21 protein-coding genes and 1 pseudogene are annotated in these 25,501 nt (G+C 62.3%); 15 read left to right on the forward strand and 7 right to left on the reverse strand.

Going from position 1 to position 25,501, the window contains the following annotated elements:
- Positions 1–31 precede the first annotated feature (31 nt).
- The 3 genes and pseudogenes from HBO12_RS27510 to ydiJ all read right to left on the reverse strand — a co-directional run.
- Positions 32–319: pseudogene (locus HBO12_RS27510) on the reverse strand (heparan-alpha-glucosaminide N-acetyltransferase domain-containing protein); the annotation flags it as partial.
- Between the two features lie 190 nt (positions 320–509).
- Positions 510–1,421, reverse strand: a complete 912-nt coding sequence (locus tag HBO12_RS27515; RefSeq protein ID WP_169990549.1) for a hypothetical protein — start codon at positions 1,419–1,421, stop codon at positions 510–512.
- A 230-nt stretch (positions 1,422–1,651) separates the two neighbouring features.
- Entirely contained in the window at positions 1,652–4,675 is a 3,024-nt protein-coding gene (ydiJ, locus tag HBO12_RS27520) for a D-2-hydroxyglutarate dehydrogenase YdiJ (protein ID WP_169990548.1), read from the reverse strand.
- A gap of 145 nt (positions 4,676–4,820) precedes the next feature.
- Here ydiJ and HBO12_RS27525 point away from each other — a divergent pair, with 145 nt between their 5' ends.
- The gene (locus tag HBO12_RS27525; protein WP_169990547.1) at positions 4,821–5,705 is read left to right on the forward strand and encodes a LysR substrate-binding domain-containing protein; all 885 of its coding nucleotides are present in this window, start codon (positions 4,821–4,823) and stop codon (positions 5,703–5,705) included.
- Positions 5,706–5,738: 33 nt separating this feature from the next.
- Here HBO12_RS27525 and HBO12_RS27530 read toward each other — a convergent pair whose 3' ends face one another.
- Entirely contained in the window at positions 5,739–7,961 is a 2,223-nt protein-coding gene (locus tag HBO12_RS27530; protein ID WP_169990546.1) for a TonB-dependent receptor, read from the reverse strand.
- Positions 7,962–8,182: 221 nt separating this feature from the next.
- Between HBO12_RS27530 and HBO12_RS27535 the strand changes: the two genes are divergently transcribed.
- The 7 genes from HBO12_RS27535 to HBO12_RS27565 all read left to right on the forward strand — a co-directional run bounded on the left by HBO12_RS27535 (position 8,183) and on the right by HBO12_RS27565 (position 16,430).
- Positions 8,183–9,397 carry an MFS transporter gene (locus HBO12_RS27535; RefSeq protein ID WP_069900677.1) on the forward strand — a complete coding sequence of 405 codons (1,215 nt, stop codon included), beginning with the start codon at positions 8,183–8,185 and terminating at the stop codon, positions 9,395–9,397.
- Between the two features lie 72 nt (positions 9,398–9,469).
- Positions 9,470–9,985, forward strand: a complete 516-nt coding sequence (locus HBO12_RS27540; protein ID WP_069900678.1) for a sigma-70 family RNA polymerase sigma factor — start codon at positions 9,470–9,472, stop codon at positions 9,983–9,985.
- Complete coding sequence (locus HBO12_RS27545) at positions 9,986–10,963, forward strand: FecR domain-containing protein (protein WP_016487055.1); 978 nt, start codon at positions 9,986–9,988, stop codon at positions 10,961–10,963. It abuts the gene before it with no gap.
- Between the two features lie 97 nt (positions 10,964–11,060).
- Positions 11,061–13,436 (forward strand): TonB-dependent receptor, encoded by a 2,376-nt coding sequence (locus HBO12_RS27550; protein WP_170043801.1) that lies wholly within the window; start codon positions 11,061–11,063, stop codon positions 13,434–13,436.
- Positions 13,437–13,456: 20 nt separating this feature from the next.
- Positions 13,457–14,626, forward strand: a complete 1,170-nt coding sequence (locus HBO12_RS27555) for an ABC transporter substrate-binding protein (protein WP_016487053.1) — start codon at positions 13,457–13,459, stop codon at positions 14,624–14,626.
- Entirely contained in the window at positions 14,623–15,681 is a 1,059-nt protein-coding gene (locus HBO12_RS27560; RefSeq protein WP_016487052.1) for a FecCD family ABC transporter permease, read from the forward strand. Before HBO12_RS27555 ends, HBO12_RS27560 begins: the two co-directional genes overlap by 4 nt.
- Positions 15,675–16,430, forward strand: a complete 756-nt coding sequence (locus HBO12_RS27565; protein WP_016487051.1) for an ABC transporter ATP-binding protein — start codon at positions 15,675–15,677, stop codon at positions 16,428–16,430. The genes HBO12_RS27560 and HBO12_RS27565 overlap by 7 nt, the downstream gene beginning before the upstream one ends.
- A 4-nt stretch (positions 16,431–16,434) precedes the next feature.
- Here HBO12_RS27565 and HBO12_RS27570 read toward each other — a convergent pair whose 3' ends face one another.
- The 3 genes from HBO12_RS27570 to HBO12_RS27580 are packed head-to-tail and all read right to left on the reverse strand — an operon-like array spanning position 16,435 to position 19,906.
- Positions 16,435–17,757 (reverse strand): aspartate aminotransferase family protein, encoded by a 1,323-nt coding sequence (locus tag HBO12_RS27570; protein ID WP_016487050.1) that lies wholly within the window; start codon positions 17,755–17,757, stop codon positions 16,435–16,437.
- A complete protein-coding gene (locus tag HBO12_RS27575; RefSeq protein ID WP_016487049.1) occupies positions 17,754–18,821 on the reverse strand; it encodes a phosphotransferase in 1,068 nt (355 codons plus the stop codon). The genes HBO12_RS27570 and HBO12_RS27575 overlap by 4 nt, the downstream gene beginning before the upstream one ends.
- 53 nt (positions 18,822–18,874) lie before the next feature.
- Positions 18,875–19,906, reverse strand: a complete 1,032-nt coding sequence (locus tag HBO12_RS27580; RefSeq protein ID WP_016487048.1) for an ABC transporter substrate-binding protein — start codon at positions 19,904–19,906, stop codon at positions 18,875–18,877.
- 228 nt (positions 19,907–20,134) lie between these two features.
- Between HBO12_RS27580 and HBO12_RS27585 the strand changes: the two genes are divergently transcribed.
- From HBO12_RS27585 to HBO12_RS27615, 7 genes are all read left to right on the forward strand, one after another.
- Positions 20,135–20,869, forward strand: a complete 735-nt coding sequence (locus HBO12_RS27585) for an SDR family NAD(P)-dependent oxidoreductase (protein WP_016487047.1) — start codon at positions 20,135–20,137, stop codon at positions 20,867–20,869.
- A 69-nt stretch (positions 20,870–20,938) separates the two neighbouring features.
- Positions 20,939–21,616, forward strand: coding sequence for a GntR family transcriptional regulator (locus tag HBO12_RS27590; RefSeq protein ID WP_016487046.1), 678 nt, complete (start codon positions 20,939–20,941; stop codon positions 21,614–21,616).
- 81 nt (positions 21,617–21,697) lie between these two features.
- Positions 21,698–22,288 carry a TetR/AcrR family transcriptional regulator gene (locus tag HBO12_RS27595; RefSeq protein WP_003465041.1) on the forward strand — a complete coding sequence of 197 codons (591 nt, stop codon included), beginning with the start codon at positions 21,698–21,700 and terminating at the stop codon, positions 22,286–22,288.
- A gap of 90 nt (positions 22,289–22,378) precedes the next feature.
- A complete protein-coding gene (locus tag HBO12_RS27600; protein WP_003465039.1) occupies positions 22,379–23,080 on the forward strand; it encodes a cysteine hydrolase family protein in 702 nt (233 codons plus the stop codon).
- 54 nt (positions 23,081–23,134) lie between these two features.
- Positions 23,135–23,359: a DUF2798 domain-containing protein gene (locus HBO12_RS27605; protein WP_003465037.1), complete on the forward strand. Its 225-nt coding sequence runs from the start codon at positions 23,135–23,137 to the stop codon at positions 23,357–23,359.
- Positions 23,360–23,639: 280 nt separating this feature from the next.
- Positions 23,640–24,692: an ABC transporter substrate-binding protein gene (locus HBO12_RS27610; protein ID WP_003465034.1), complete on the forward strand. Its 1,053-nt coding sequence runs from the start codon at positions 23,640–23,642 to the stop codon at positions 24,690–24,692.
- Positions 24,693–25,017: 325 nt separating this feature from the next.
- Entirely contained in the window at positions 25,018–25,140 is a 123-nt protein-coding gene (locus tag HBO12_RS27615; protein ID WP_016487045.1) for a hypothetical protein, read from the forward strand.
- The last annotated feature ends 361 nt before the right edge of the window (positions 25,141–25,501 follow it).

Consider the following 25,501-nt stretch of genomic DNA (forward strand, 5'->3'; position numbering starts at 1 on the left):
GTGCTTTATTTTCCGTTTTCTGAGACGACCCCTTGAACAGAAAACGACTGACGTCGCCCTTGCCCGCATACTTTTCGCCGTACAGCCAAGCCGACAGACCAGTGAGCAGCACGAACACCGGGGCACACAGGTGCGCCAGGGTGCGACTGAAGAACAACGCGGGTTCAGTGGTGGCAACGTTCATGGGATCGCCGACCTGATGGTGCAGGAAGAAGGTTTCGCGCACGTGGTCGAGCAGCATGAACAGAATCACCAGGCCTCTGAGTGCATCGATGCTCAGAAGCCGGACGACGGTGGAACGCGGTGGTGCGAGGGTCATGGGGTATTCGCATTACAGGAACGGGGGCGAGCACCTTATATTGTTACCCTATAACATCTCAAGCATTTCCGAAGCCTTGTAAGAGCGAGCTTGCTCGCGATGGCACCGCCGACATCAACGCTGACTGCCCCACCGCTATCGCGAGCAAGCTCGCTCCTACAGGAGGCCGGGCCGCTCACAGAATGTGTGTTTAGCCCAAATCCCTGTGGGAGCGGTGGTAGGGTTCGATGAAGTGACAGCCCAGGACATCGTTCAGGCGCTGGCCGTCGCTCATGCGGCGGAACAGCCCGGGTGTTTGCCAGGGCGCATCACCGTCGACGTTCGGCGCGCCGAGCCCGGCCAGGACGTCGGCGATCAACACCGAGCGGGTTTCGAACGAGATGCGCGTCAGCCCGGTGCTGTTGCCAACGCCGGCGTGGGCGTGCGCGCCGGAAAAGGCGATCAGGCTGCCCGGCTCGATTTGCACCGCAATGCCCTCTTGCCCATCGATCGGTTCCAGCAAATGCGGGATGGCCTCATCGGCATCCACCGTGTTGCGCCCGTCCTGGTGGGAACGCTGGAGAATGGCGCGCATATCGAAATCGGCGCTGGAATTGCGCAGTGCGCGCTGCCAGAGGTTGGGGTAAATCGCAAACGTTCGCCCTGCCGTGATCGGATAGATCGGCGCCCACCAGTTAGTCTGCGCGTACAGGTTCGAACCCCAGGTGTCTCGGTGAAATGCAATGGTTGCCGTCACTCGTGCCCGTGAGGCACGCGCATCAGCTTCGCGGTGCGGCTGGAAGCGCAGGTGCAATCGGTCGCAGGCCAGTGCCTGCGCCTCAAGGCCCTGGCTTTCGATGACCGCTCGCCACAGCCCCTGAATCTCGCGAGAACCGGCAAAAGCGCCCTGGCATTTGGCGAACAGCACGGCCTGTTGTTCGTGGTTCAGATGGCGATGGATGTGGGTCGGCGGCCAGGGATGCAGCGCTTCTTCAAGCATCGCCCGGGTGTGCTCGACCAGGGCGAGCATGGCCGGCGCCTCGTTGATGCGCAGGATTTCGCCGGCGTAGAGACGATCATGAAATTGTCGAGCGGAGCCTGGAACAGCGAACGGGCTGTACATGGGCGGGGTTTCCCTTGGGAAGATCCCTCGACTTTAGAAGCGCGCAGGGCTTGGCGACAGTGGCAGGCGGGACAAAAAAGTGCGGATCAGTGGATCCGAAGCTACCGCGTCCCCTGTAGGAGCGAGCTTGCTCGCGATTGCGGTGGATCAGCCGACATCCATGTTGAATGTCACACCGCTATCGCGAGCAAGCTCGCTCCTACAGAGGGGGGGGGTGCAAGCAGGTCCGGTTAGCTGCGCCCACAATGCTCCAGCAACGCCTCCAGCGGATGGCGCAATTGCTTGTCTGCCTGGCGCTTGACCTGGCTGCGGCAGGAGTACCCGGTGGCCAGGGCCTCGCCAGGCTTGTCCAGCTTGCCGGCCCAGGACTGCTCGAAAATCGTTCGCGAAGTTTCCTGGTTGCGCGCTTCGTGGCCGTAGGTGCCGGACATGCCGCAGCACCCCGTCGCTTCCGTCACCAGTTTCAGCCCAAGCTTGGCGAACACTGCTTGCCACTGCCCAGTGCTGGCCGGGGCGTTGGTTTTCTCGGTGCAATGGGCCAGCAAACGGAAGGTCTGACTGACCGGACGAGGATTATCCGGCAGCGCATCCAGCAACCACTCCTGAGGCAGCAGCACGTTCGGGCAGCCTTCGAGCCCCGGCACTTTCTGATATTCCTGGCGATAGACCAGGGTCATCGCCGGGTCCAGGCCGACCAAAGGCACGCCGCAGTCAGCCAGCGCCTTCAGTTGAGTGGCATTGCGAATCGCCGCCTTGGCGAACGCGCCGAGAAAGCCCTGCACATGCAATGGCTTGCCGTTGGCACTGTAGGGCGCCAGGAACACCCGGTAACCCAGCTGATGCGCCAACTGGATGAAGTTGGCCAGCAATGGCGTTTCGAAGTAACGGGTGAAGGCGTCCTGTACCAGCACCACACTGCGGTCACGCTGCGCAGCAGTCAGTTCGCGCAGGGCCGGCACGCTGGCCACCGCGACCTTGCAACAGGTCAACGTGTTTTGCAGGTCGAAGCGATGCAGCAGCGGACTGTCGAGCATACCGACGTGGCGCTCAAGCAGACGACTGATCCATTTCGACCCCATCACCGCGTTATACAGGCCCGGTGCATAGGCCATGTAAGGGATGGTGAACTCCAGCGAGCCGATCAGGTAATCGCGCAACGGGCGTTGATAACGACCGTGGTACAGCTCAAGGAAACGCGAACGAAATTCCGGCACGTTGACCTTGATCGGACACTGTCCGGCACAGGATTTACAGGCCAGGCAACCCGCCATCGCGTCGTAGACTTCATGGGAGAAGTCCGCCTCGCCACGGGCGCGCGCCAGGTTATTGCGCAGCCGCGCAGGCAAGCCACTGAGCCACGACACCTTGCTGCGTGCCGCCGCCAGCACGTCGATATTGGCCGCCCCTTGCAGACGCAGCCACTCACGGATCAACGACGCCCTGCCCTTGGGTGAATGCTGGCGCTCGCGGGTCGCTTTCCACGACGGGCACATGGCGTCGTTAGGGTCGTAGTTGTAGCAGGCGCCGTTGCCGTTGCAGTGCACGGCGCTGCCGAAGCTCTGCCAGACGCGCTCGTCGATCTGCCGGTCGAGGTCGCCACGCAGGGTCACCTCGTTGACCTTGAGCAAACCCTGTTCGGCGTCCGGCGGCGTGCAGATCTTGCCGGGGTTGAGCTGGTTATGCGGATCGAACGCGCCCTTGAGCGATTGCAGCGCCGGGTACAGCTCGCCGAAAAACGCCGGGACGTATTCCGAACGCAGGCCCTTGCCGTGCTCGCCCCACAGCAGGCCGCCATAACGCTGGGTCAGCTCGGCCACGGCATCGGAGATCGGCTTGACCAGCGCCGCCTGGGCCGAGTCCTTCATGTCCAGCGCCGGGCGCACGTGCAGCACCCCGGCGTCGACGTGGCCGAACATGCCATAGGCCAGGCCATGGCTGTCGAGCAAGGCGCGAAACTCGGCGATGTAGTCGGCGAGCTTCTCCGGCGGCACGGCGGTGTCTTCCACGAACGGCTGCGGGCGCACTTCGCCCTCGACGTTACCCAGCAGCCCCACCGAACGCTTGCGCATGGTGTAGACGCGGGTCACCGCTTCGGCGCCTTCGGCCAGGGTGTGGCCCAGGCGCTCGATGGTCTTGTCGGCTTGCAGGTGTTCGACGAATGCCGCCACGTCGGCGTTGACCTGCGCCACGTCTTCGCCGCTGAACTCCACCAGGTTGATACCCAGGGTGGCGCGCTCGGGGTCGCTGGGGAAATACTCGGCGACGCTGTGCCAGACGATGTCCTTCATCGCCAGCAGCAGCACCTTGGAATCGACGGTTTCAATCGACAGCGGCTTGTGCGCCAGCAGTGCGTTGGCATCGCGCAGCGCGTCCATGAAGCTGCTGTAGCGCACGTTGACCAGCACCGAATACTTGGGGATCGGCAGCACGTTGAGCTTGGCTTCGACGATGTAGCCCAGCGAGCCTTCGGCGCCGCACAGCACGCTGTTGAGGTTGAACCGACCTTGTTCGTCACGCAGGTGCGCCAGGTCATAGCCGGTCAGGCAACGGTTGAGTTTGGGAAACACCGACTCGATCAGATCGGCCTGGGTTTCCTGGATGTGCCGTGCGGTGCGGTACACCTCGCCAATGCGTCCTTGCTGGGCGCACACCGCCTCCAGCTCCGCTTCGCCGAGCGGCTGGCTGTGCAGACGCTCGCCACCCAGCAGTACGCTGTCGAGTTCCAGCACGTGATCGCGAGTCTTGCCATAGGTGCAACTGCCCTGCCCGCTGGCGTCGGTGTTGATCATGCCGCCTACGGTGGCGCGGTTGGAGGTGGACAGTTCCGGGGCGAAGAACAGGCCGTGGGGCTTGAGCGCAGCATTGAGCTGGTCTTTGACCACGCCCGCCTGCACGCGCACCCAGCGCTCTTCGACGTTGATCTCGAGCACCGTGTTCATGTGGCGCGAGAGATCGACGACGATGCCGTCGGTCAGCGACTGACCGTTGGTCCCGGTACCGCCGCCCCGTGGCGTCAGTTTGATCTGCTGGAAACGAGGTTCGGCCATCAACGTCGCGATGCGCACGATGTCGTCGGCGTCCAGCGGAAACACCGCCGCTTGCGGCAGGCGCTGATAGATCGAGTTGTCGGTGGCCAGCACGGTACGGGTGGCATAGTCGGCGCTGAGCTGGCCGCGAAAGCCGCTGGCTTGCAGGGCCTGGAGGAATTCCGGGTAGTGCTGCGCGGGGGACGCGGTCGTCAGCTGGGCGATCATGGCGGTGGTCTCTTCACGGAAATTTCATGATACTTGTCGCCTGAGCATTAATAGATCAGCCTCAGGTCGTTATAGACGCCAATGATCCCGCAGGCTCGGTCACGCAACAAACGGATATTTCTGCCGCTATCGATGAGTTTTATGAATGAATTACCGCCATCTCACGCCGTCGATGTCGCTGCTGCTGGCGTTTGAAGCCGCCGCCCGCCATGAAAGCTACACCCGCGCCGCCATGGAACTGTCGCTGACCCAAAGCGCGGTGAGCCGACAGGTACAGGCGTTGGAGCAGCAATTGGGCCTGACCCTGTTCCGCCGCGAAGGGCGCCAGGTGCAATTGACCGATGTCGGCCGACTGTATCAACGGGAAATGAGCGAAGCGCTCGGGCGTATTCGCAGCGCGACCTTGCAGGCCATGGCCTATCAGTCCGGCAGCGGCACCCTGCGCCTGGCCACCCTGCCGACCTTCGGCTCGAAATGGTTGTTACCGCGCCTGCACGATTTCTACAAGAACCACCCCGGCATGCTGGTGCACATCCATTCGCGGATCGACACCATCGACTTCGAATCCAGCGGCATCGATGCCGCCATCGTCGTCGGCTCCAGCGACTTGCCCGGCCTGATCAGCCACCGGCTGCACACCGAAGAACTGCTGGTGGTGATCTCCCCCCAAGCCGCCGCAGCCCAGCAGGACTGGTCGGCTGAGCGCATCGGCGCGCAGACCCTGCTCAATGTCGCCACCAACGCCAACGTCTGGGGCGAGTGGTTCAGCCATCACCACCTGCCCCATCGCATGATGCGCCTGGGGCCGAGCTTCGAACTGACCTCGCACCTGATCCAGGCGGTCAGGGCCGGCATCGGCATCGGCCTGGTGCCGCGCATCCTCGTCACCGACGAACTGGCCAACGGCGAGCTGATCAGCCTCGACCTGCCCTTCGCCAGCCAGCGCAGCTATTACCTGGCCTACCCGCCACGCAACGAAATGCTGCCGTCGCTGGTGGCGTTTCGTTCGTGGTTGCTTGCGCAAATTTGAACGAACAAGCCTAAAGCCACCGCCTGACCCTCCTCAGAAATCCACCGTCGCCGACAACTGCAACGTACGCGGATACCCCTGGGAGAACGCCCCATACGAGGCCACGCCCGACCAGTATTCGCGGTCGAAGACGTTTTGCACGGTGGCGCGGAACGTCGTTGGCCGGCCTTCGATTTTGGTGGCGTAGCGCGCGCCGGCGTCGATGCGGGTCCAGGCATCCAGTTCCTGGGTGTTGGCCTGGTTGACGTATTGGCTGTCGGTGTAGATGGCGCCGCCGGTCAGGGTGAAGCCTTCCAGCCAAGGGGTGTCCCATTCGGCCCAGAGGTTGGCCTGGATGTCGGGTACGCCGACCGGTTTGTTGCCGCGGTTGGCCGCAGTGGCCGAGTCCGTCAGTTCGCCGTCGAGGAAGGTCACGCCGCCCATCAGGCGGGTGCCGGGTGCCACTTCGCCGAATACGCTGAGTTCGACGCCACGGTTGCGCTGTTCGGCCTGCACCGAAAACACATTGTTCGCACCCACTTCGCCGCTCGGTTTTTCGATCTGGAACAGGGCCAGGGTGGTCATGAACGTACCGTGCTCATACTTCACCCCCAATTCATGCTGCTTGGACTCATACGGAGCGAAGGTTTCACCGGCGTTGGCCGCCGTGCCGGGGGCGATGTCACCTTTGCTCAGGCCTTCGACATAGTTGTAGTACAGCGACACGTCTTCCCACGGTTTGACCACCACGCCCACCAGCGGCGTCGTGGCGCTGTCGTCATAGCGCGAACTGACTGAGCCGGCGGCGTTGTAGTTACGCGATTCGATGTCCTGGCGGCGCACACCAAGCGTCAACTGGATGCGGTCATCCAACATGCCCAGGGTATCGGTGAACGCCACGCCGGACAGTTCCGATTCGGAAACGCGCAGCACCTTCGGCGCAGCCAGGTACTGTTTGGGCACGTCAACCGGGTGGTAGAAGTTGGAACGGATGTCGGTACCGTTGGTGATGCCTCGGGACAGTTCATCCTGATAACGGGTGGCCATGAGCGTCGTGGTATGGGTCACCGGGCCGGTGGCGAAGAGTGCGCGAAGGCCCACATCGACGGTCGAGCGGTCGACGTTGAATTTGTAGTAACCGGGAATATTACTGGTGTCACCTGCATCGTTGAGAATGCGAGGCACCTGGTCGGACAAGCGTTTGACATCCGACTTGCCGCCACCGGCGTGGGCGAACACGGTCAGGTTGTCGTTCAGGTCGTATTCGCCGCCCAGCAAGGCCGACTGCTCCTTGGTGTCGGACCAGCCCCACTTCTGCGATACGTTGGTACGACCATTGGCGGCGGAAGGCACCTCGACCCCCGGTGCGATGGTGAATGGCCGTGATGCGCCATCGAATTTTTCGCTCTGGCTGATGAAGTCCAGGTTCAGGCGCAAGCGCTCACCCTGATAATCCAGGGCGATGGCGCCGATGTTCACCGCACGCTCCTGGTCATCCACAGCGGTATCGCCACCCTGCAAACTGCCGTTGAAGCGCACGCCAAACTGGTTCTCGTCGCCGAAGCGGCGGCTGACATCCAGATGACCGCCGACGTTGGAGTCCGACTCGTAGCTGGCGGTAAAGCGGGTCAGGTCTTCGGCCAGCGGGCGCTTGGGCACGATGTTGATCACGCCGCCCACCCCGCTGTTGGGTGAAATGCCGTACATCAAGGCACCCGGCCCCTTGAGCACTTCGACACGTTCGGTGTACTGGGTAAAGGCGCGATAGTTGGGCGCGACGCCATACACGCCGTCGTAGGCGAGTTCGCCCAGGTTGCCTTCGCCGATGGCAAAGCCACGGATGAAGAAGGAGTCGACGATGCCGCCGGTTTGCCCGGTGGAGCGCACCGAAGGATCCCGTTGCAGGGCGTCGGCCACGGTCACCGTTTGCAGGTCGGCCAGGGTCTTGGCCGTGTAGCTGGTCACGCTGAACGGCGTGTCCATCACATCCTTGTTGCCCATCATGCCCAGGCGCGCACCGCGCGCTACCTGGCCACCGGTGAACTCTGCGGGCAGCGCGGTGGGCCCGGCGTAGCGGGCGTTGATGTTGGTGGTGTCCAGGGTCAGGTTCGGTGCCTCGTTCGACGAACCGGTTGAAGGATTTTCCGGCTTGCCCGAAGGCCCGGCCGTGGCGGCCCAGGCGCTGGTGCTCCCGGCTATCAGGGCAACATTGAGCAAGGCCGCGCGGATGGCGAGCGTGAGGGCGCGCTCGGCGCAAGGTCGACTGGCAACAGGCATGGCGTGAGGTTCCTTGGAGGTAGGAAATGGGAATCACTCCTAATGCCAGCCAGCTCGAAAAAAAGTATCACCCGGCTTCGATTTTTCCTCACGGGCATCACGTGGTGGGTTTATCCGGTTGCGGCAATCGCCGGAGCCGGGTCAAATGCACGCCGTTTGGCCGGGTGATGCGAGGATGTTCTGCCGCTCCCCCGCTCCCGTTCGACTAGCGAGGTTGTCCCATGCCCAGCGCCGGTGTCATTCAGGGCTCGAGCGTCAGAGTCCTGATTTATCTTCTGTTCGCGATCCAGTTGGTCTCCATGGGCGCGATGGAAATGAGCGGGCCGTTCTGGCCGGTGCACCTGCGCGGCTTGACGGACTCGGCCTCGTTTTTCAGCTTCGCCAGCATCGCCGTGTACGTCGGGCCCATGCTGGGCATCATGCTGACCAGCGCATTCTGGGGTCGCATCGGTGATCGCTACGGTCACAAGCTGATGATGATCCGCGCCCTCGCCGGCTTGTCCCTGACGCAACTGGGCCTGGCCTTTGCCAGCGATATCTGGGTGATCCTGGTGCTGCGATTCCTGCAAGGCGCGTTTGCCGGCTACATCGCCCCCGCCCAGGCCTACGGCGTCAGCATCGAAGCACCAACCCGCCGCGCCAGGCTGTTCGCGATCCTGCAAATTTCGACCAACGTCGGGTCCTTGCTGGGGGCCGTCGTCGGCGGGCTGATCCTCGATTACGCGACGTTTTTCTGGATCAACCTCATCGCCTCGATCCTGTGCGCCGTCTGCACGGTGATCGCCGCCGTGACGCTACCGGATGTGCCGCCGGTGAAGAAAACCGCTGCCACCACCCGGCAATCCCACGACCCTGCCTGGCGCCGTTCTCCGGTGCTTTCGTTGTTGTGTGTCATGGGCATTCTGCTGTTGGCGCGGATGCTGCCACAGACGTCGTTTTCGCTGTACGTCAGCTCGACCTTCGAGGTCAGCAACTCGGTGGTCGGCCTGTGTTATGGCCTGCTGGCGCTGGGTTTCATCCTCTGTGCAACGACATGGTCGCGTTATTTCGAGCACCGCACCGCGCAAGACTCGCTGCTGCGCATCCGCTACGTGGTGATCGCCTGCATCGCCCTGACCGCGCTGATCGGCGTGACCCGCAACGCCAGCGTATTTGTCATGGCGTACTTCGTCTGGGGCGTATTGTTGGGCGCGACGACACCGGTACTGATGGCTCTGATCTCGAAAACCACTGACAGCTCACAACAGGGCTACGTGCTGGGGATTGCCCAGGGCATCTCGCAGTTCGCCTCGATTGCCGGCATCTGCGCCGGTGGCTTGCTCAGCCAGATCTACGGTTTGCAGTACACCTACCTGTTCGTCTGCGCGGCCTACCTGATCGCACTGCTGCCCATCGTGGCGTTGCGCGCCCTGCCCCTGCGGACATCGGGCCAATGATCGCACTTGCTTTCCCGGTAGCGAGTCATCTAGCATTGGGAATACTTCTCAATTACAAGTCAGCCTGGCGCCATGAGCGAAACCCTCCCCGCGAATCAAGATCAGCATCTGCGTGCGATTGAGGCCCTGTACAGTGGCCATCACGGCTGGCTGTATGCGACGTTGAAACGAAAACTGGGCAACGCCATGGATGCGGCCGACCTGGCACAGGACACCTTCGCGCGCATCCTCGCGTCCCAGGTCACGGTGATCGAACAGCCGCGTGCCTACCTCAGCTGTGTGGCCAAGGGCATCCTGATCAACTGGTACCAGCGCAAGGCACTGGAACGCGCCTACCTTGACGCCCTCGCCAACCTGCCGCCGCAGGAAGCCCCCTCCCCGGAAGCCCATTTCGTGGTGCTGGAGACCCTGCACGAAATCGACGCGATGCTCGATGCCTTGCCGCCGCTGGTCAAGCGGGCGTTCCTGCTGTCGCAGCTCAATGGCCTGAAATACCAGGACATCGCCGATCAACTGGACGTGTCGCTGATCACCGTCAAGCGCTACATGAAGCAGGCGTTCGTGCAGTGCCTGATGCTGGTGGAATGAATGCTCATCCTGCGCAAAGACCCGCCGCTGCCCCCTGAAGTCCTCGAAGAAGCCGCCGAATGGCTGATGCGCCTGAGTGAAAACGACCTGAGCGACAGCGAACGCGCCGAGTGGGAACACTGGAAGGTCAGCAGCCCCGAGCGTGATCGCGCCTGGGCTCGGGCGCAGTTGCTGCAAAGCAAACTGGGCGGCCTGCCACCTTCGCTGGCGATGTCAGCGCTGGATCGACCGAGCAACCCGGAACGCCGTGCGGCCCTCGGCAAGCTGGCATTGTTGCTGGCGGTGATGCCGGTAGGCTGGGGCAGTTGGAAACTGGCGCAATCGCAGCAGTGGACGGCCGATTACCGCACCGCCGTCGGCGAACGACGCGAGTGGACCCTGGCCGATGGCTCTCGCATCACCCTGAACACCAATACCGCCGTCGATGTGCTGTTCGACAGCCAGCAGCGCCTGATCCGCCTGCGCGAAGGCGAGATCCTGGTGCAGACCGCCACGGACAATTCCCCCCTGGCCCGGCCCTTCCTGGTCAGTACCGCACAGGGCCACATGCAGGCCCTGGGCACGCGTTTCATCGTCCGCCAATTGAGCCCGTTCACCCACCTTGCGGTATTGGAAGGCGCCGTCAAAGTGGTGCTGGCCGAGAACCGCCAGGCCGAGTCCCTGATCGTCAATGCCGGACAACGCATGGCATTCACCGCACAGGCCTTTGGCGCGGCGAACCCCACTGACCGTAACGCCAGCGCCTGGACCCAGGGCATGCTGATGGCGGACAAGATGCGCCTGGCGGATTTCGTCGCTGAGGTCACCCGCTATCGCCACGGCTTCGTCAGGTTCGACCCGGCGATTGCCGACCTGCGCATTTCCGGCGCTTTTCCGATCAGCGACAGCCAGCGCACCTTGAACATGCTGGTGCAAACCTACCCGGTCACCGCCACCGCTCATCTGCGAGGGTACTGGGTCACCTTGTCCCCGGCCTGAGTCTCCAAAAAAAATCTGCCGCTGGCTGATACTTTTTTCGATCTCGGCTGGCCTGTACAGAAACCTCCATTGCCTCTCGCCACAGGGTCATCCATCCATGCCTGTCATTTGCCGCGCGCTGCTGAGCCTGACCCTGATCAGCGCTGCCTGCCCGTTGGCGATGGCAGCCGCGCCGGTGCAACTGGATTCGGTCGTGGTCCATGCCTACAACATCGCCCCCGGACCTCTGGGCGCAACGCTGTCGAGCTTCGCCGTGGATGCCGGCATCGCCCTGTCGTTCGAACCTTCACTGACCGAGGGCTTGATCAGCCCGGGGCTAACCGGATCTTGCTCGACCCGCGAAGCCGTGACCCGCTTGCTCGCCGGCAGTGGCCTGGACATGGTCCTGCGCAGCGACGGCAGTTACACACTGGTGCAACGTCGGGTCACCCTCGAGGAAACCACCATCGACGGCATCGACACACGCAGTGACAGCCTGCCACCGGTGTATCCGGGCGGCCAGGTGGCGACTGGCAGCCGTCTGGGCATGCTCGGCAACACCGCCGTGATGGATGCGCCATTCAGCGTCAGCACCTACACCGCCGCGCTGATCAAGGATCAACAGGCAAAGACCGTGGGTGATGTGCTGGAGCGCGACTCATCGGTGCGCTCCACCGGCCAGACCGGTGGCATCGTCGACTCGTTCTTCATCCGGGGATTTCCCGTCGGTGAAGGCAACCTGGGCGAACTGGCCTTCGACGGCGTCTATGGCGTGGCCTCCAACTACCGGGTGTTCACCGAATACGCCGAACGCATCGAAGTGGTCAAGGGGCCCGGCGCGCTGCTCTACGGCATGTCGCCCAACAGTGCCGTGGGCGGCGTGATCAACGTGGTGCCCAAGCGTTCTCTCGATGAAGACCTGACCCGATTCACCGCCAGTTACGCCCAGGACGCCCAACTGGGCGGTCACCTGGACCTCAGTCGACGCTTTGGCGAGGAGCGCCGATTCGGTATGCGCCTCAACGGTAGCGTGCAGCAAGGTGACACGGTGATCGACGATCAGGACCGCGAGGTCGGCGTCGGCGCGCTGTCCCTGGATTATCAAGGAGATCGCCTGCGCACCAGCCTGGACCTGGTGAGCCAGGAAGAACGGTTTGACGCCGCGTCCCGACCGTTCCTGATCGCGTCGGGCGTGCAAATCCCTTCTGCCGCCAACGGCCGGACCAGCGTCAGCCAGGACTGGGGCTGGTCCAGCACCCGCGACAAGTCGGCCCTGCTCAGCGGTGAATACGACCTCAACGACCAACTGACGGTGTTCGCCCATGCAGGCGGTGGCCAGTCGAAGGTCGCACGCATGTCCGACCAGACGCCCACGATCATCAACGCCGCAGGCGACACCTCGTCGATCCCCGGTTATTACAAGTTCGAAGTCCGGCGCTACACGGTCGACGCCGGTGCGCGCCTGCGATTCGACACCGGTCCCGTGAGCCACAGCACCGCCCTGCAAGTGACGCGTTATCGCGATGAATTATCCCGGGGCATTTTGTCCGGGCCTGCGGTGCTGTCGAACATTTACCACCCGGTCCATCGCCCCAAACCCGCGATTGCCGAGCCGGCCACGCCCAAAGTGTCGGCGACCGAGTTGTCCGGCATCGCCCTGGCCGACACCCTGTCGATACTCGACCAGCGCGTGCAAGTGACCCTGGGCCTGCGCAAGCAGAACATCCAGTCCCACAACTACAACGCCGCCGGTGCAGTCACTTCAGCCTATGACGATGGCAAGACCACGCCGTTGTTCGGGGCCGTGCTGCGGCCCTGGGATCACGTGTCGTTCTACTACAACTACATCGAAGGCCTGAGCAAGGGGGACGTCGCCCCCAGCACCGCTTCGAACGCCGGCGAAATCTTTGCCCCCTACGTGTCGCGCCAGCAGGAGGTCGGGGTCAAGCTCGATTACGGCAGCTTCATGTCGAGCCTGGCCCTGTTCCAGATCAAGAAGCCCAGCGGCGAATTGTCTTCCGGGGTGTTCGCCGTCCAGGGTGAACAGCGCAATCGCGGCGTGGAGCTGAACATGTCGGGCGAAATTGCCCAAGGCACGCGCCTGCTCGGTGGCGTGACGCTGTTGGACGGACAACTGACCAGGACCAGCGTGGCGGCCAACCGTGGTAACAAACCGGTGGGCGTGCCCGACGTGCAAGCCAACCTCTGGGCCGAGTGGGACACGCCCTGGGCCGAAGGGCTGACACTCACCAGCGGCGCGATCTACACCGCCAGCCAATACGTCAACCAGGCCAACACCCAGGAACTGGCCCCGTGGACGCGCATCGATGTCGGCGCTCGATACGCCACGCGTATCGCTCAGCGACCCACGACCTTTCGCGCCGCGGTGCAAAACGTTTTCGACCGTGAATATTGGTCGGGAGTCGCCTCCTACGGCGCATTTTCCCAGGGTTCACCACGCACCCTGCTCCTGTCGGCCACGGTCGATTTCTGACACATGCAAAGGCCTTGATCATGCTCACCATTGTTCGACGCAGCCACGCCCTGGCCGCGCTGCTGTTTGCTGGATTGCTGGGGGTTTCACTGGCGTCATTGGCCAACGAAGCGGTTGACACACGCAGCACCGTGACCGATTTGCTCGGGCGCAAGGTCAAGGTAAACCTGCCAGTCAAACGGGTGATTCTCGGCGAAGGCCGCCAGTTGTACCTGGTGGCGGCGCTGGACACGCAAAACCCCATCGAGCGTATCGTCGGCTGGCGCAAGGACCTCATCCAGTCCGATCCCGACACCTACAACGCCTACCTGCGCAAGTTTCCGGGCATTGCCGACATCCCCACCTTCGGCGGGTTTGAAGACGGCACCTTCGACATCGAGCAAGCGATCTCGCAGCGCCCCGATGTGATTGTCCTCAATATCGAGGCCCAGCACGCGACCGAAGATGCGCGCTACATCGAGAAGCTCGACGCCCTGGGCATTCCCGTGGTGTACGTCGACTTTCGCAACTACCCGATGCAGAACACCGAGCCGACCATGCGCCTGTTCGGCCAATTGTTCGGCAAGGAGCAACGCGCCGAAGCGTTCATCGCGTTCCGCAACCAGCAGATTCGCCGGGTCACCGACGTGATTGCCGCGCACCAACCTGCGCGCCCCAAGGTGTTCATCGAGCGCATCGGCGGCTACACCGACGATTGCTGCCTGAGCTTTGGCAACGAGAACTTTGGCCGCTTCGTCGAAATGGCCGGCGGCGACAACATCGCCAGGGACATCATCCCCACGACCTTCGGCCAGTTGAACGCCGAGCAGGTGATCGTCGCCAACCCTGACCAGATTGTCGTGACCAGCGCCAACTGGGAAGCCTTCGCCCCGGGCGGGCATTGGGTGGGTGTGGGTCCGGGCGCGGACATGGCCGAGGCCCGACGCAAACTGGCCTGGTACACCGGTCGCCCGGCCTATGCCGGAATCAAGGCGCAGGACAGCCAGGCCTTCCACGCCATCTGGCACCAGTTCTACAACAGCCCCTATCAGTTCGTGGCCATCCAGCAACTGGCCAAATGGTTTCATCCGACGCTGTTTGCAGACCTCGATCCGCAAGCCGCGTTTCGCGAGTTGCATGAGCGCTTCCTGCCGGTGCCCTACGAGCCTGGCTATTTCGTCAGCCTGGGCGAACCCGAGATCAAGCCATGAATGCGATCAACGATACGATGGTCCAGCGCGACACCTACCGCCGCCTGGTGGTGCGCAAACGCCTGATCCTCGGCGCCCTGACGCTGCTGTTGTTGGGCAGTGTGTTGCTTGACCTGGCCCTGGGCCCGGCCAGCTACAGCCTGGGCGAAGTGCTCGGTGCGCTGCTTTCACCGGACAGCGCCGCGCCGCAGGTGCGGGTGGTGATGTGGGATATTCGCCTGCCCGTGGCACTGATGGCGGTCGCCGTGGGCGCGGCGTTATCGCTGGCCGGGGCGCAGATGCAGACCATCCTCAACAACCCGTTGGCCAGCCCGTTCACCCTGGGCATTTCCGCGGCAGCCAGTTTCGGCGCCGCCATGGGGCTGGCGTTCGGTGTGGCGCTGTTTCCGCTGGCAGCGCAGTACATGGTGCCGGCCAACGCGTTCATCATGGCCATGCTCTGCGCCCTGCTGATCCACTTCTTGAGCCTGCGCCGTGGCGTCACCGCCGAAACCATCGTGCTGCTCGGCATTGCCCTGGTGTTCACGTTCAACGCGTTGCTCGCACTCGTGCAGTTTTTTGCCACCGAGCAAGCCGTGGCCGCCGTCGTGTTCTGGACCATGGGCAGCCTGACCAAGGCGACCTGGCCCAAGCTGGGCGTGATCTGTGTGGTGATCCTGATCACCCTGCCGATTTTCGCCAGGCGCACCTGGGCGCTCACCGCCCTGCGGCTGGGGGATGACAAGGCGGCCAGCTTCGGTATCAACGTGCGCAGCCTGCGTTTCCAGACGCTGATCATGGTCAGCCTGCTCGCTGCGTTTCCCGTGGCCTTCGTCGGCACCATCGGCTTTATCGGGCTGGTCGGCCCGCACATCGCGCGGATGCTGATTGGCGAAGACCAACGTTTCTTCCTGCCGGCCTCGTTGCTCACCGGCGCACTGATCCTGTCGGCGAGTTCGGTGGTCAGCAAAACCCTGATCCCCGGCGCGATTTTCCCCATCGGCGTGGTCACGTCCCTGATCGGCGTACCGTTCTTTATCTCTCTGATTCTCGGCGCAAAGAAAAACTCATGGTAACGATCCAGCTGCAAGACCTCGGCGCCAGCTATGGCCAGCGCACGATCATCAGCGGTGTGACCACCACCGAGTTTGTCGGCGGCCAGGTGGTCGCCGTGGTCGGGCCCAATGCCGCAGGTAAATCGACCCTGTTCAAACGCATGGCAGGGCTGATCGACGGGCCCGGCGAGGTAAAGCTGCAAGGCGCGGAAAAAGGCATGAAAGGCATCAGCTACATGCCCCAGGGCCTCAACGCCAGCGCCCGTTTGACCGTGTACGAATCGGTGCTGCTGGCGCGCAAGCAACTGACACCGGGTTGGGTGGTCCACGATGACGAACTGAAACTGGTCGATGAGATCCTCGACGCCCTGGGCATTACGCCGCTGTCATTCCGCAACCTGGGTGAACTCAGCGGCGGCCAGCAACAACTGGTCTCAATCGCCCAGACGCTGGTGCGCGAACCGCAGATCCTGCTGATGGACGAGCCCACCAGCGCCCTCGACATGCACCGCCAGGTCCAGGTGCTGAACTTCATGCGCGACCTGGCGCGAAAGCGCGAAGTCATCGTGTTCATCGCCATCCATGACCTGAACCAGGCCTTGCGCTTCGCCGATCAGGTGCTGGTCATCGCCGATGGCACCGCTCAGGGCAGCGGCCCGAGCCATGAAGTGATCAACGAGCAGATGCTGCGCGCGGTGTACAAGGTCGAGGCGCGCATCGAACGCTGCAGCCGTGGGCAGCACCATATCCTGATCGACGATATCGTCTGAACCGCTACGGCTGCAGCCCTTCCAGCGCCGTGCCGACCGCTTCCAGTAGCAAGTGCGCATGCTCCTGTTCGAAGGCCAGCAGCGGGCGAATCTTCAGCACGTTTTCCAGCGGCCCGGCAGCACTGATCAATACGCCCTGCTCGCGCATCGCGTTGACCACCTGACGGGTCTGCGTGGCGGCAGGCGCTTTTGTGGCGCGATCGGTCACCAGCTCGACCCCCAGGAACATCCCGGCACCGCGCACATCGCCGATGATCGGGTAACGCTCGGCCAGCTCCCGCAACCCCGTCAACAGACATTCACCCAGGGTGTGCGAGCGCTGCTGCAACTGTTCGTCACGGATGACGTCCAGCACGGCCTGCCCCGCTGCGCAGGACACCGGGTTGCCGCCAAAGGTGTTGAAGTAGCGCATGTTCTGGCCAAAGTGATCGACCACTTGCGCTCGACCGACCAGGCCGGCGATGGGGTGGCCGTTGCCCATCGGCTTGCCCAGGGTCAGGAGGTCGGGGCGCACGTCGTGCCGCTGGAAACCCCACATGTTCAGGCCAGTGCGGGCGAAGCCGGACTGGACTTCATCGGCGATGTACAACAGGCCTTCGGCCTGGGCCAATGCGATCCCTTCGGCGATGCAGCCGGTTGGGCCCGCAAAGACGCCATCGCTGGCGAAAATGCCGTCGAGCAGGATCGCCGCCGGACGAATGCCGTGTTTGCGCAGGTCATCGATGGCCGCACGGACGTCAGCCACGAAGGTCGAGGCCACTTGATCCGCACCCAGCCGATAAGCATCGGGGGCGCGAACGGTGCGCACGTGGGGTGGCAGAACCATGCTCGGGCCGAGCGACGGAGAAAGCTCGGCGATATCACCCGTGACGCCATGATACGCGAAGCGGGTGATGATCACGCCGGTGCCGCCGGTAAACTGTTTGGCGATGCGCAACGCCAGATCGTTGGCCTCGCTGCCGGTGCACGTAAACATGACCCGCTCGAGGTACTCGGGAAAGGTGCCCAGCAGTTGCTCGGCGTAATCGAGCATGCCCTCCTGCAAGTAGCGAGTGTGGGTGTTGAGTTGCCCGGCCTGCCGGCTGATCGCCTCGACCACCCGGGGATGACAATGCCCCACCGACGCCACGTTATTGTAGGCATCCAGATACCGCCGGCCTTGTTCGTCGTACAGCCACACGCCCTCGCCGCGCACCGTGTGCAAGGGGTGTTCGTAGAACAGTCGATAGGCCGGGCCGAGCAACCGTGCCCGGCGTTCGACAAGGCGTTTTTCCTTGTCTGACAGGCGATCGGCATCTTCAGAAGTGAAACCGTTGATCATGCTCATGCGCCAACCTCCTGGGTGCAAGCGGCAAGGATTCTGTCGTGGATCTCGGCGGGTGCCATTGCGGACAATCCCGCCAGGGCATCCTGGGCGCGGTATGAGTTGCGCAGGATGTACTCGCGATTGTCCGGGTGCAGGTCGGCCCGCCAATAATTGATGCACAACGACAACGCCAGGCGTGTGGAGATCAGCACCGGCAGCAGTTGCAATTCTTCGCCGGTGAGGGGATTGACCTGGTGATAGGCGCGGATCATGTCCAGCGCCGGGGCCAGGACGTCGCCCGCCACCCCCAATTGGTACGATGCCGCGACCGCGACCTCGTTGACCAACGGCGCGTGGACCATGTCGCCAAAATCCAGGATGTTGCGCAACACATCGGGCTGATCCGGATCGACGATGATGTTGTGCGGGTTCATGTCGTTATGGATCACCTGGTGGCGCAGCGTGGCGCACTTGCCCAGTACCTGGGATTCGAAGCGGTCCAGGCTGTGTTCGATCCGGTCGCGACGAACGCCCGGCTCGATGTGTTTCAGCCGGGGCCTGAGGCGCTGGGCGTGTTGCATGTCCCACAGCAGGACGTGCCCGGCAGCGGGATGGCTGAAGCCGTCCAGGGCCAGGTCGAACCGGGCGAGCGCTTGGCCCAGGTTCTGCCTGAAATTCACCGATGTGTGGGCGACGCGGTGCAGCGGCAAGCCGTCAACGAAGGACAGGAGACGGACCAACATGCGCTGGCCTTCGATTTCGACCGGCTCCACGAATCGCCCGCCGAGTGATGCAAAGACACGCTGCACCGGCAACGCCGGATCGTTACGCTCGATCTGGAGCATGGCCTGGTTATGGAAGTCCACGACCTGCGGGTTTTCCAATGGATGCGACAACTTGAACAGACGCGACGTACCGTCCGCGAGCATGACCCGGAAATTGAGGTCGCGCTCGCCGCCCAGTTGCTCGAGTTTTCCGCTGATCGCGTAGTGCTGCGCAAGGACCCCAAGGACCTGCCCGTCACTGACACGGGCAGGGGCCGCCTCCAGCAGACAGGGTTGCGCCGATACTTTCTCAAGCGGCATTGTTCATGACTCCTCGCTTCGGTGATGTGGCCTGCTCGCGCAGGCCCCTTGCATTACTTGTTGGCCCAAGCGATGAAACGCTCTTCCAGGTCTTCGCCGTGGTCGATCCAGAACTCGGCATCCGTGGCCCGGGCGTTCTTCAGGTTATCCGGTGAAGTCGGCAGTTTGCTGCCCACCGCCTCATCGACCAGTGCCACGGTTTTGGTGTTGCTTGGCCCATAAGGAATGGCCTCGACAAAGTGCTTCTGCTGAACCGGTGCACTGGCAAACGCGATGAAGTTTTCCGCCAGGGCCTTCTTCGGCGAGCCTTTGACGATGGCCCAGTGATCCAGGTCGTACAGGCTGCCATTCCACTGCATTTCAAACGATTGTCCCTCCGCCTGCGCCGAGGTGACACGCCCGTTATAGGCCGAAGTCATCACCACGTCGCCTGCCGCCAGCCATTGCAACGGCTGCGCGCCGGATTCCCACCACTGGATGTCGGGCTTGATCTGATCCAGTTTGCGGAAGGCCCGCTGCACGCCCTCCTCGGTGCCGAGCAAGGTGTAGACATCTTCCTTGGCCACGCCATCGGCCAACAGGGCGAACTCCAGGGTGAACTTGGCGCCACGGCGCAGGCCGCGCTTGCCGGGGTATTTCTTCACGTCCCAGAAATCCGCCCAGCCCTGTGGCGCGCTGGCGAGTTTTTTCGGGTCGTATGTCAGAACGGTAGACCAGATGAAGATACCCACCCCGCAATCGCTGACGGCGGCCGGGATGAAATCTTCTTTCTTGCCGATGCGCGACCAGTCCAATGGCTCGAACAGGCCTTCGCTACAACCGCGCAACAGCTCGGGGGATTCGACCTCGACCACGTCCCAGCTGGTTTTCCCGGTGTCGGCCATGACCCGGATCTTGGCCATTTCGCCGTTGTAGTCATCGGCCGTGATCGCCACTTTCTTTTCCGAGGTGAAGGGTTTGTAGAAGGCTTTTTCCTGGGCCTGGCGGTTGTTGCCGCCGAAGGACACCACGGTCAGTTTTTCAGCGGCGCTCAAAGGGCCGGCAAGCATTCCAAGCATCAGTACAGTTGCGATTTTGCTGTTCATGCGTCTCTCCGAATTCGCTACGTGCGTGAGCGGCAGCTAAGGGATGGCAGGTGGTTTTTTTGTTTTTGGCAGCAATATTTCGGTCAGCGCCGGGTGTCTTGCACCTGGTGGCCGGCGCACGGCGATGATTCCGAGGCGCAGCTCATTAGTAACATATTTAGAATATGATGCATCATAATTTTTACTGGTATAGTCTCACCACTCCACCCCTTCCTCAGGAGCGCCTGCATGACCGAGCAACGAACCCTCCTCCTCACCGGTGCGAGCCGTGGCATCGGCCATGCCACGGTGAAGCACTTCAACGCTGCGGGCTGGCGCGTGTTTACGGCCTCGCGACAGAACTGGACCGAAGGCTGCCCCTGGGCTGAAGGCGAGTTGAACCACATCCACCTGGACCTGGAAGACATCGACGAAGTGCGCCGCAGCCTGCCATTGATCCGGGAGAAACTCGGCGGACGCCTCGATGCCCTGGTGAACAACGCCGGCATTTCACCCAAAGGCGAAGCCGGCGCACGATTGGGCGTGCTGGAATCCGATTACGCCACCTGGCTCAGCGTGTTCAACGTCAACCTGTTTTCCACGGCGTTACTGGCCCAAGGGCTGTTCGATGAGCTCAAGGCGGCGCAAGGCTCGGTGATCAACGTCACCTCGATTGCAGGTTCCAGGGTGCACCCGTTTGCCGGGGTCGCCTACGCCTGCTCGAAAGCTGCACTGGCCGCACTGACGCGGGAAATGGCCCATGATTTCGGGCCACACGGTGTGCGGGTCAATGCGATTGCACCGGGTGAGATCGAGACGTCGATCCTGTCTGCCGGGACCGAACTGATCGTCGATCAGCAGATCCCCATGCACCGCTTGGGCAAGCCGGAAGAAGTCGCATCCCTGGTGCATTTCCTCTGCACCCGAGGCGCGTCGTACATCAACGGTTCGGAGATTCATGTCAACGGTGGTCAGCACGTCTGAAATAATCTGGAAATCCCGGCCGGAAACTTCCATCATTCGGGCCGGGCATCCGCCGCAGATGAGCGATCAATGAGCAACCCCTACCCTATTCAAACCCTCAATCACTCTTACCTGGGCAGTGGCATCTACGAGTTGCTGCGCGAGGCACTGATCACCGGGCGTTTCCAGCCCGATGACCGCCTGCGCATCCGCGACCTGGCCGAACAACTGGGCACCAGCGTCACACCGGTGCGCGACGCGATCCTGCAACTGGCCAAGGAACAGGCGCTGATCCTCAAGACCCCGCGTGACATCCGCGTACCCATCCTCACCGCCGCGCAATACGGCGAGATCCGCAGCATCCGCCTGGCGCTTGAAGGCCTGGCTGCGGAGACGGCCGCCGCGCTGGTGACCGACAGCGAACTCGCAGACCTGCAAGCCTGCATCGAAAACAACATCGCCGCGATCAACGCCCAGGACTTGCAAGCCGCTCTCAAGTGCAATCAGCAATTTCACTACGCGCTGACCACCATCGCGCGCATGCCGGTGCTGGCGGGTTTGCTCGATAGCCTGTGGATGCGCACCGGCCCACTGATCGCCCGTGCCTATGGCAACTTCAACGAGCGCATGGCCATCGACCATCACTGGGAAGTGCTCGACGCACTCAAGCGCCGCGATGGCGCGGCGGCACGGGCGGCCATCTGCCGTGACATTCTCGATGGCAACGAGAAGATGCTCGAGTACATCGAGATGGCGCAGGCGGACTGATTGGCAGTCAATTCGACTGTTGACGAAACATAGATGACCAGTTAGTTTATTAAAACTTTCTCATCACTGGATGTCTCTGTCATGGCTCGCCCGGTCAACCTCGAAGTCAGATCCCGTTTGCTGTCGATTGGCCGCCAGGTGGTTCACAACCGTGGCTTCAACGGCTGCGGCGTCCAGGACATCACCGCCGCTGCCGAGATTCCCAAGGGCTCTTTCTACAACTACTTCGCCAGCAAGGAAGACTTCGCGGCAGAGATCCTCGAGGAATACTGGACCTCGATCGAAACCCGCCACGGGCCGATCTTCTACGACGCCCGGGTCAAGCCGCTGGAGCGCATCGGCCAGTTCTTCCAGGCCCTGGTGCTCGAGCACGGCGAGCATGAATACAGCCTGGGTTGCCTGATTGGCAACCTGTCCCTGGAAATGTCCAATGGCAGCGAACAAACCCGCAAGCGTCTGGCCGATGTGCTGGCGCGCTGGGAAGGTTTGCTCGCGAGCTGCCTGCGTGAAGCGCAGCAGCGCCGCGAACTCTCTGAAACTCACGACGCCGAAGCGCTGGCCAGTGTCATCGTCGAAGGCTGGGAAGGTGCGGTCATGCGCGGCAAGGTCCTGCGCGACGGTGCACCTCTGCAGCGTTTCGTATCGATGGTCTTGCCTCGGCTATTGGAGTGAGTTTTTTTTCCTCATTAATAAGACGACTGGTCATTTATATAAAGCAACATTCACGTCTCATCCACGCAAGCACCCAAGAGGTAAATCGTCATGAGCCATCTGTACGCCGACCCCGCCGAACCCGCACTGCCTGCCACTGGTTTCAAGCTCGACCTGAGCAAAGCCGCCCTGGTGGTCATCGACCCACAGAACGACTTCCTCAGCCCTGCCGGCGCCAGTTGGGCGGTGTTCGGTGAGAGCATCGTCGAGAACAACACCGTCGAAAACCTGGAAAAACTGTTCAAGGCCTTCAAGGCTCACGACCTGCCCGTGGCCGTGTCGCCACACTATTACTACCCGCACGACCACGACTGGCATTTTGGCGGTCCGCTGGAAAAGGTCATGCACAGCATCTGCATGTTCGATCGCAAGGGACCGAACACCCTGGAAAACTTCGAAGGCTCCGGCGCCGATTTCCTCGAGATCTACAAGCCGTACATTCTCGACGGCGAGACCATCATCGCCTCGCCGCACAAGGTCTACGGCCCGGAAACCAACGACCTGGCGCTGCAATTGCGCAAGAAAGGCGTGTCGCAGATCATCCTCGCCGGCATGGCGGCCAACCTTTGCGTGGAATCACACCTGCGCGAACTGCTCGAACAGGGCTTTGAAATAGTCGTGGTACGCGACGCCACCGCCGGCCCGCGCCTGCCGGATGGCGACGGCTACCTGGCGGCCATCATCAATTACCGCTTCCTCGCCCACGGGCTGTGGACCACCGAAGAGACTATCGCGCAACTGCAACCGGCTTGATCGTGCCCGAGCGGCCGGGCATCGCGCCCCCCCGCTCTTTCTCGAGAACCCCCGATGAAAATCCCCGCCCGTTATGAGCATTTCGTTTTCGGCGTCGTTCAATCCGGCCTGACCTGCGCGGTCGCGGCCGCCATCGCCACCACACCCCATGCGCTCGACCTGGCCTTTGCCGGCCGCTGGTTGAACGCGTGGGCGCTGTCGTGGGTATCGATGTTGCCGGTGGTGGTGCTGGCGGCGCCGATGATTCGGCGCGTGGTGAGGCGGATGACGGTGGGCTGAATGACTTGGCTATGACTCACCCAACACACCGCCATCGCGAGCATGCTCGCTCCTACCGGGGGCTTCGGGGCTGCTCGCGACAGGCGCGCAAGCCCGCACCCGACGCACGAAATACTGTGCCCGTTCGCATTTTCGCAATAAACCACTTTTCATCCGCGCATTTGTAGCCGCTTCGTTCACGGACAAGCCGGTACATTAGACCTCCATGGTCCCGCAGAGCGACCGACAACAAAACCTACAGCTCGCCCAAGAAAATCTGCCAACCATTCGGAGTCTTTCCATGAGCACATTGCGCACTACAGCTTTCCAACTCGCGAGTCTGGCCCTGTTCATCGGTAGCGCCACCCAGGCCATGGCCGAGGACATCACGTTCGTATCCCAGGGCGGTGCTTATCAGGAAGCCCAGAGCAAGGCGATCCTGGAGCCTGCGGCGAAAAAGCTCGGTCTGACGCTCAAACAGGACAGCTCGCCCAAGGCCTACCCGATCATCAAGACCCAGGTCGAGAGCGGCAAGGTCACCTGGGACGTGGTGGACCTGCCCACTGGCGACTGCATCCGTGGCGAAGCCGAAGGGCTGTTCGAGAAGCTCGACCTTGCGCTGATTCCCAATGCCGCGCAAATACCCGACAGCCTCAAGGACGAATACAGCGTCGGCTACATCAGCTACTCCACGGTGCTGGCGTATCGCACGGACGCGTTCAAAGGCGCGGACGTACCCAAGACCTGGGCCGACTTCTGGGACACCAAAAAATACCCGGGCCAGCGCTCCCTACGTAACCTGCCACGTCCAACCCTGGAAATCGCGCTGCTGGCCGATGGCGTGCCGATGGACAAGCTCTATCCGCTGGACGTCGATCGCGCCTTCCGCAAGCTTGAGCAGATCAAGCCCGACATCGCCACCTGGTGGACGTCCGGCGGGCAGTCGGCGCAGCTGATCAGCGACGGCGAAGTGGACATGATCCAGGCCTGGAACGGCCGTATCACCGCCGTACAGGCCGCCGGCGCACCCGTGGCATTCGACTACAACCAGGGTGTGCTGGAAACCAACTCGTTGTGCGTCCTCAAAGGCTCGCCGCACAAGGTGGCCGCCATGAAATTCGTCAACGAGGCCATCGATGCCAAACTGCAAGCGGCGTTGCCGATGATCATCGACTACGGCCCGCTCAACCCCGAAGCCTTCAAGACCGGGGTAATCCCGGCCGAGCGCGAGGCCAAGCTGCCTTCCGCACCCGGCAACATCTCGCGCCAGGCCCTGCTCTCGGCGCAATGGTGGGCCTCCGAAGCCGGGGTCAAGGCCGAAGAACGCTGGTTGTCCTTCGTCCAGAAAAAATAGCCATCGGCCGTTGCTGCGCCGCAGGCCAGAGGCCTCGGCGCAGGACATGCCGTCTGCCCCCGCGATTTCGACATAAAGCGCTTGCGCACCGGTCAATTGCGTCCACTTCATTCGTTGGCATCCCGGTACATTAGGCCTGAGGGTCCCGCAGAGTGACCTGTGCAGACAACTCGCGCTCGCCTCAAGTACCTGCCCACCATTGGGAGTTCTTCACATGACATTACCCGAGCACCGCACCCTGCTGTCCGCCAGGACGACTGCCACCGCCAGCGCTACCCGTCAGTGCTGGATACCCTCCAGCACTGCGCAGTGACGAGAGGTCATCATGTCCAACGCCTATCTCGCCAAATCCATGCCCGACTCCAGCGACCAGCAGCACCAGCCGCCCATGACCAGCGAAGACGCCCTGGCCCGTGAAGAAGGGGTTCGGGGAGCAATGGAACAGTAAACGCACTTAAGCCCAGTACCTGCCCGCAAACCAGCGCTCTGTCTGGGGAGTACGATAAAACCACCGTTTTATGAAACCGTTTCCGCTATCGCGAGGAAAGGTCACCAACACCCGAAAATCAGTGCAATAAACCTTTCTCAAGAATCAAAGTTCGTTAATTCGCAGTCGCTGACGAGTAAAACGAACTCTAATTCGGCTTACGTTGGTTTTCAGTTCCATTGCTCCCCAACCCCCTTATTCGCGCTGTTCGCGCAGCAACAGCGGCACTTTCTGATGCGCCTGCCCTGTGGCTATAACGCCCAGGTCAAAGCGTTTCTACACTCTGGCCAAGTTGAAGACACACAGCTTTTCGTGGCCAACC

It is taken from the genome of Pseudomonas sp. WS 5059, assembly GCF_012985525.1.
Lineage (GTDB): Bacteria > Pseudomonadota > Gammaproteobacteria > Pseudomonadales > Pseudomonadaceae > Aquipseudomonas.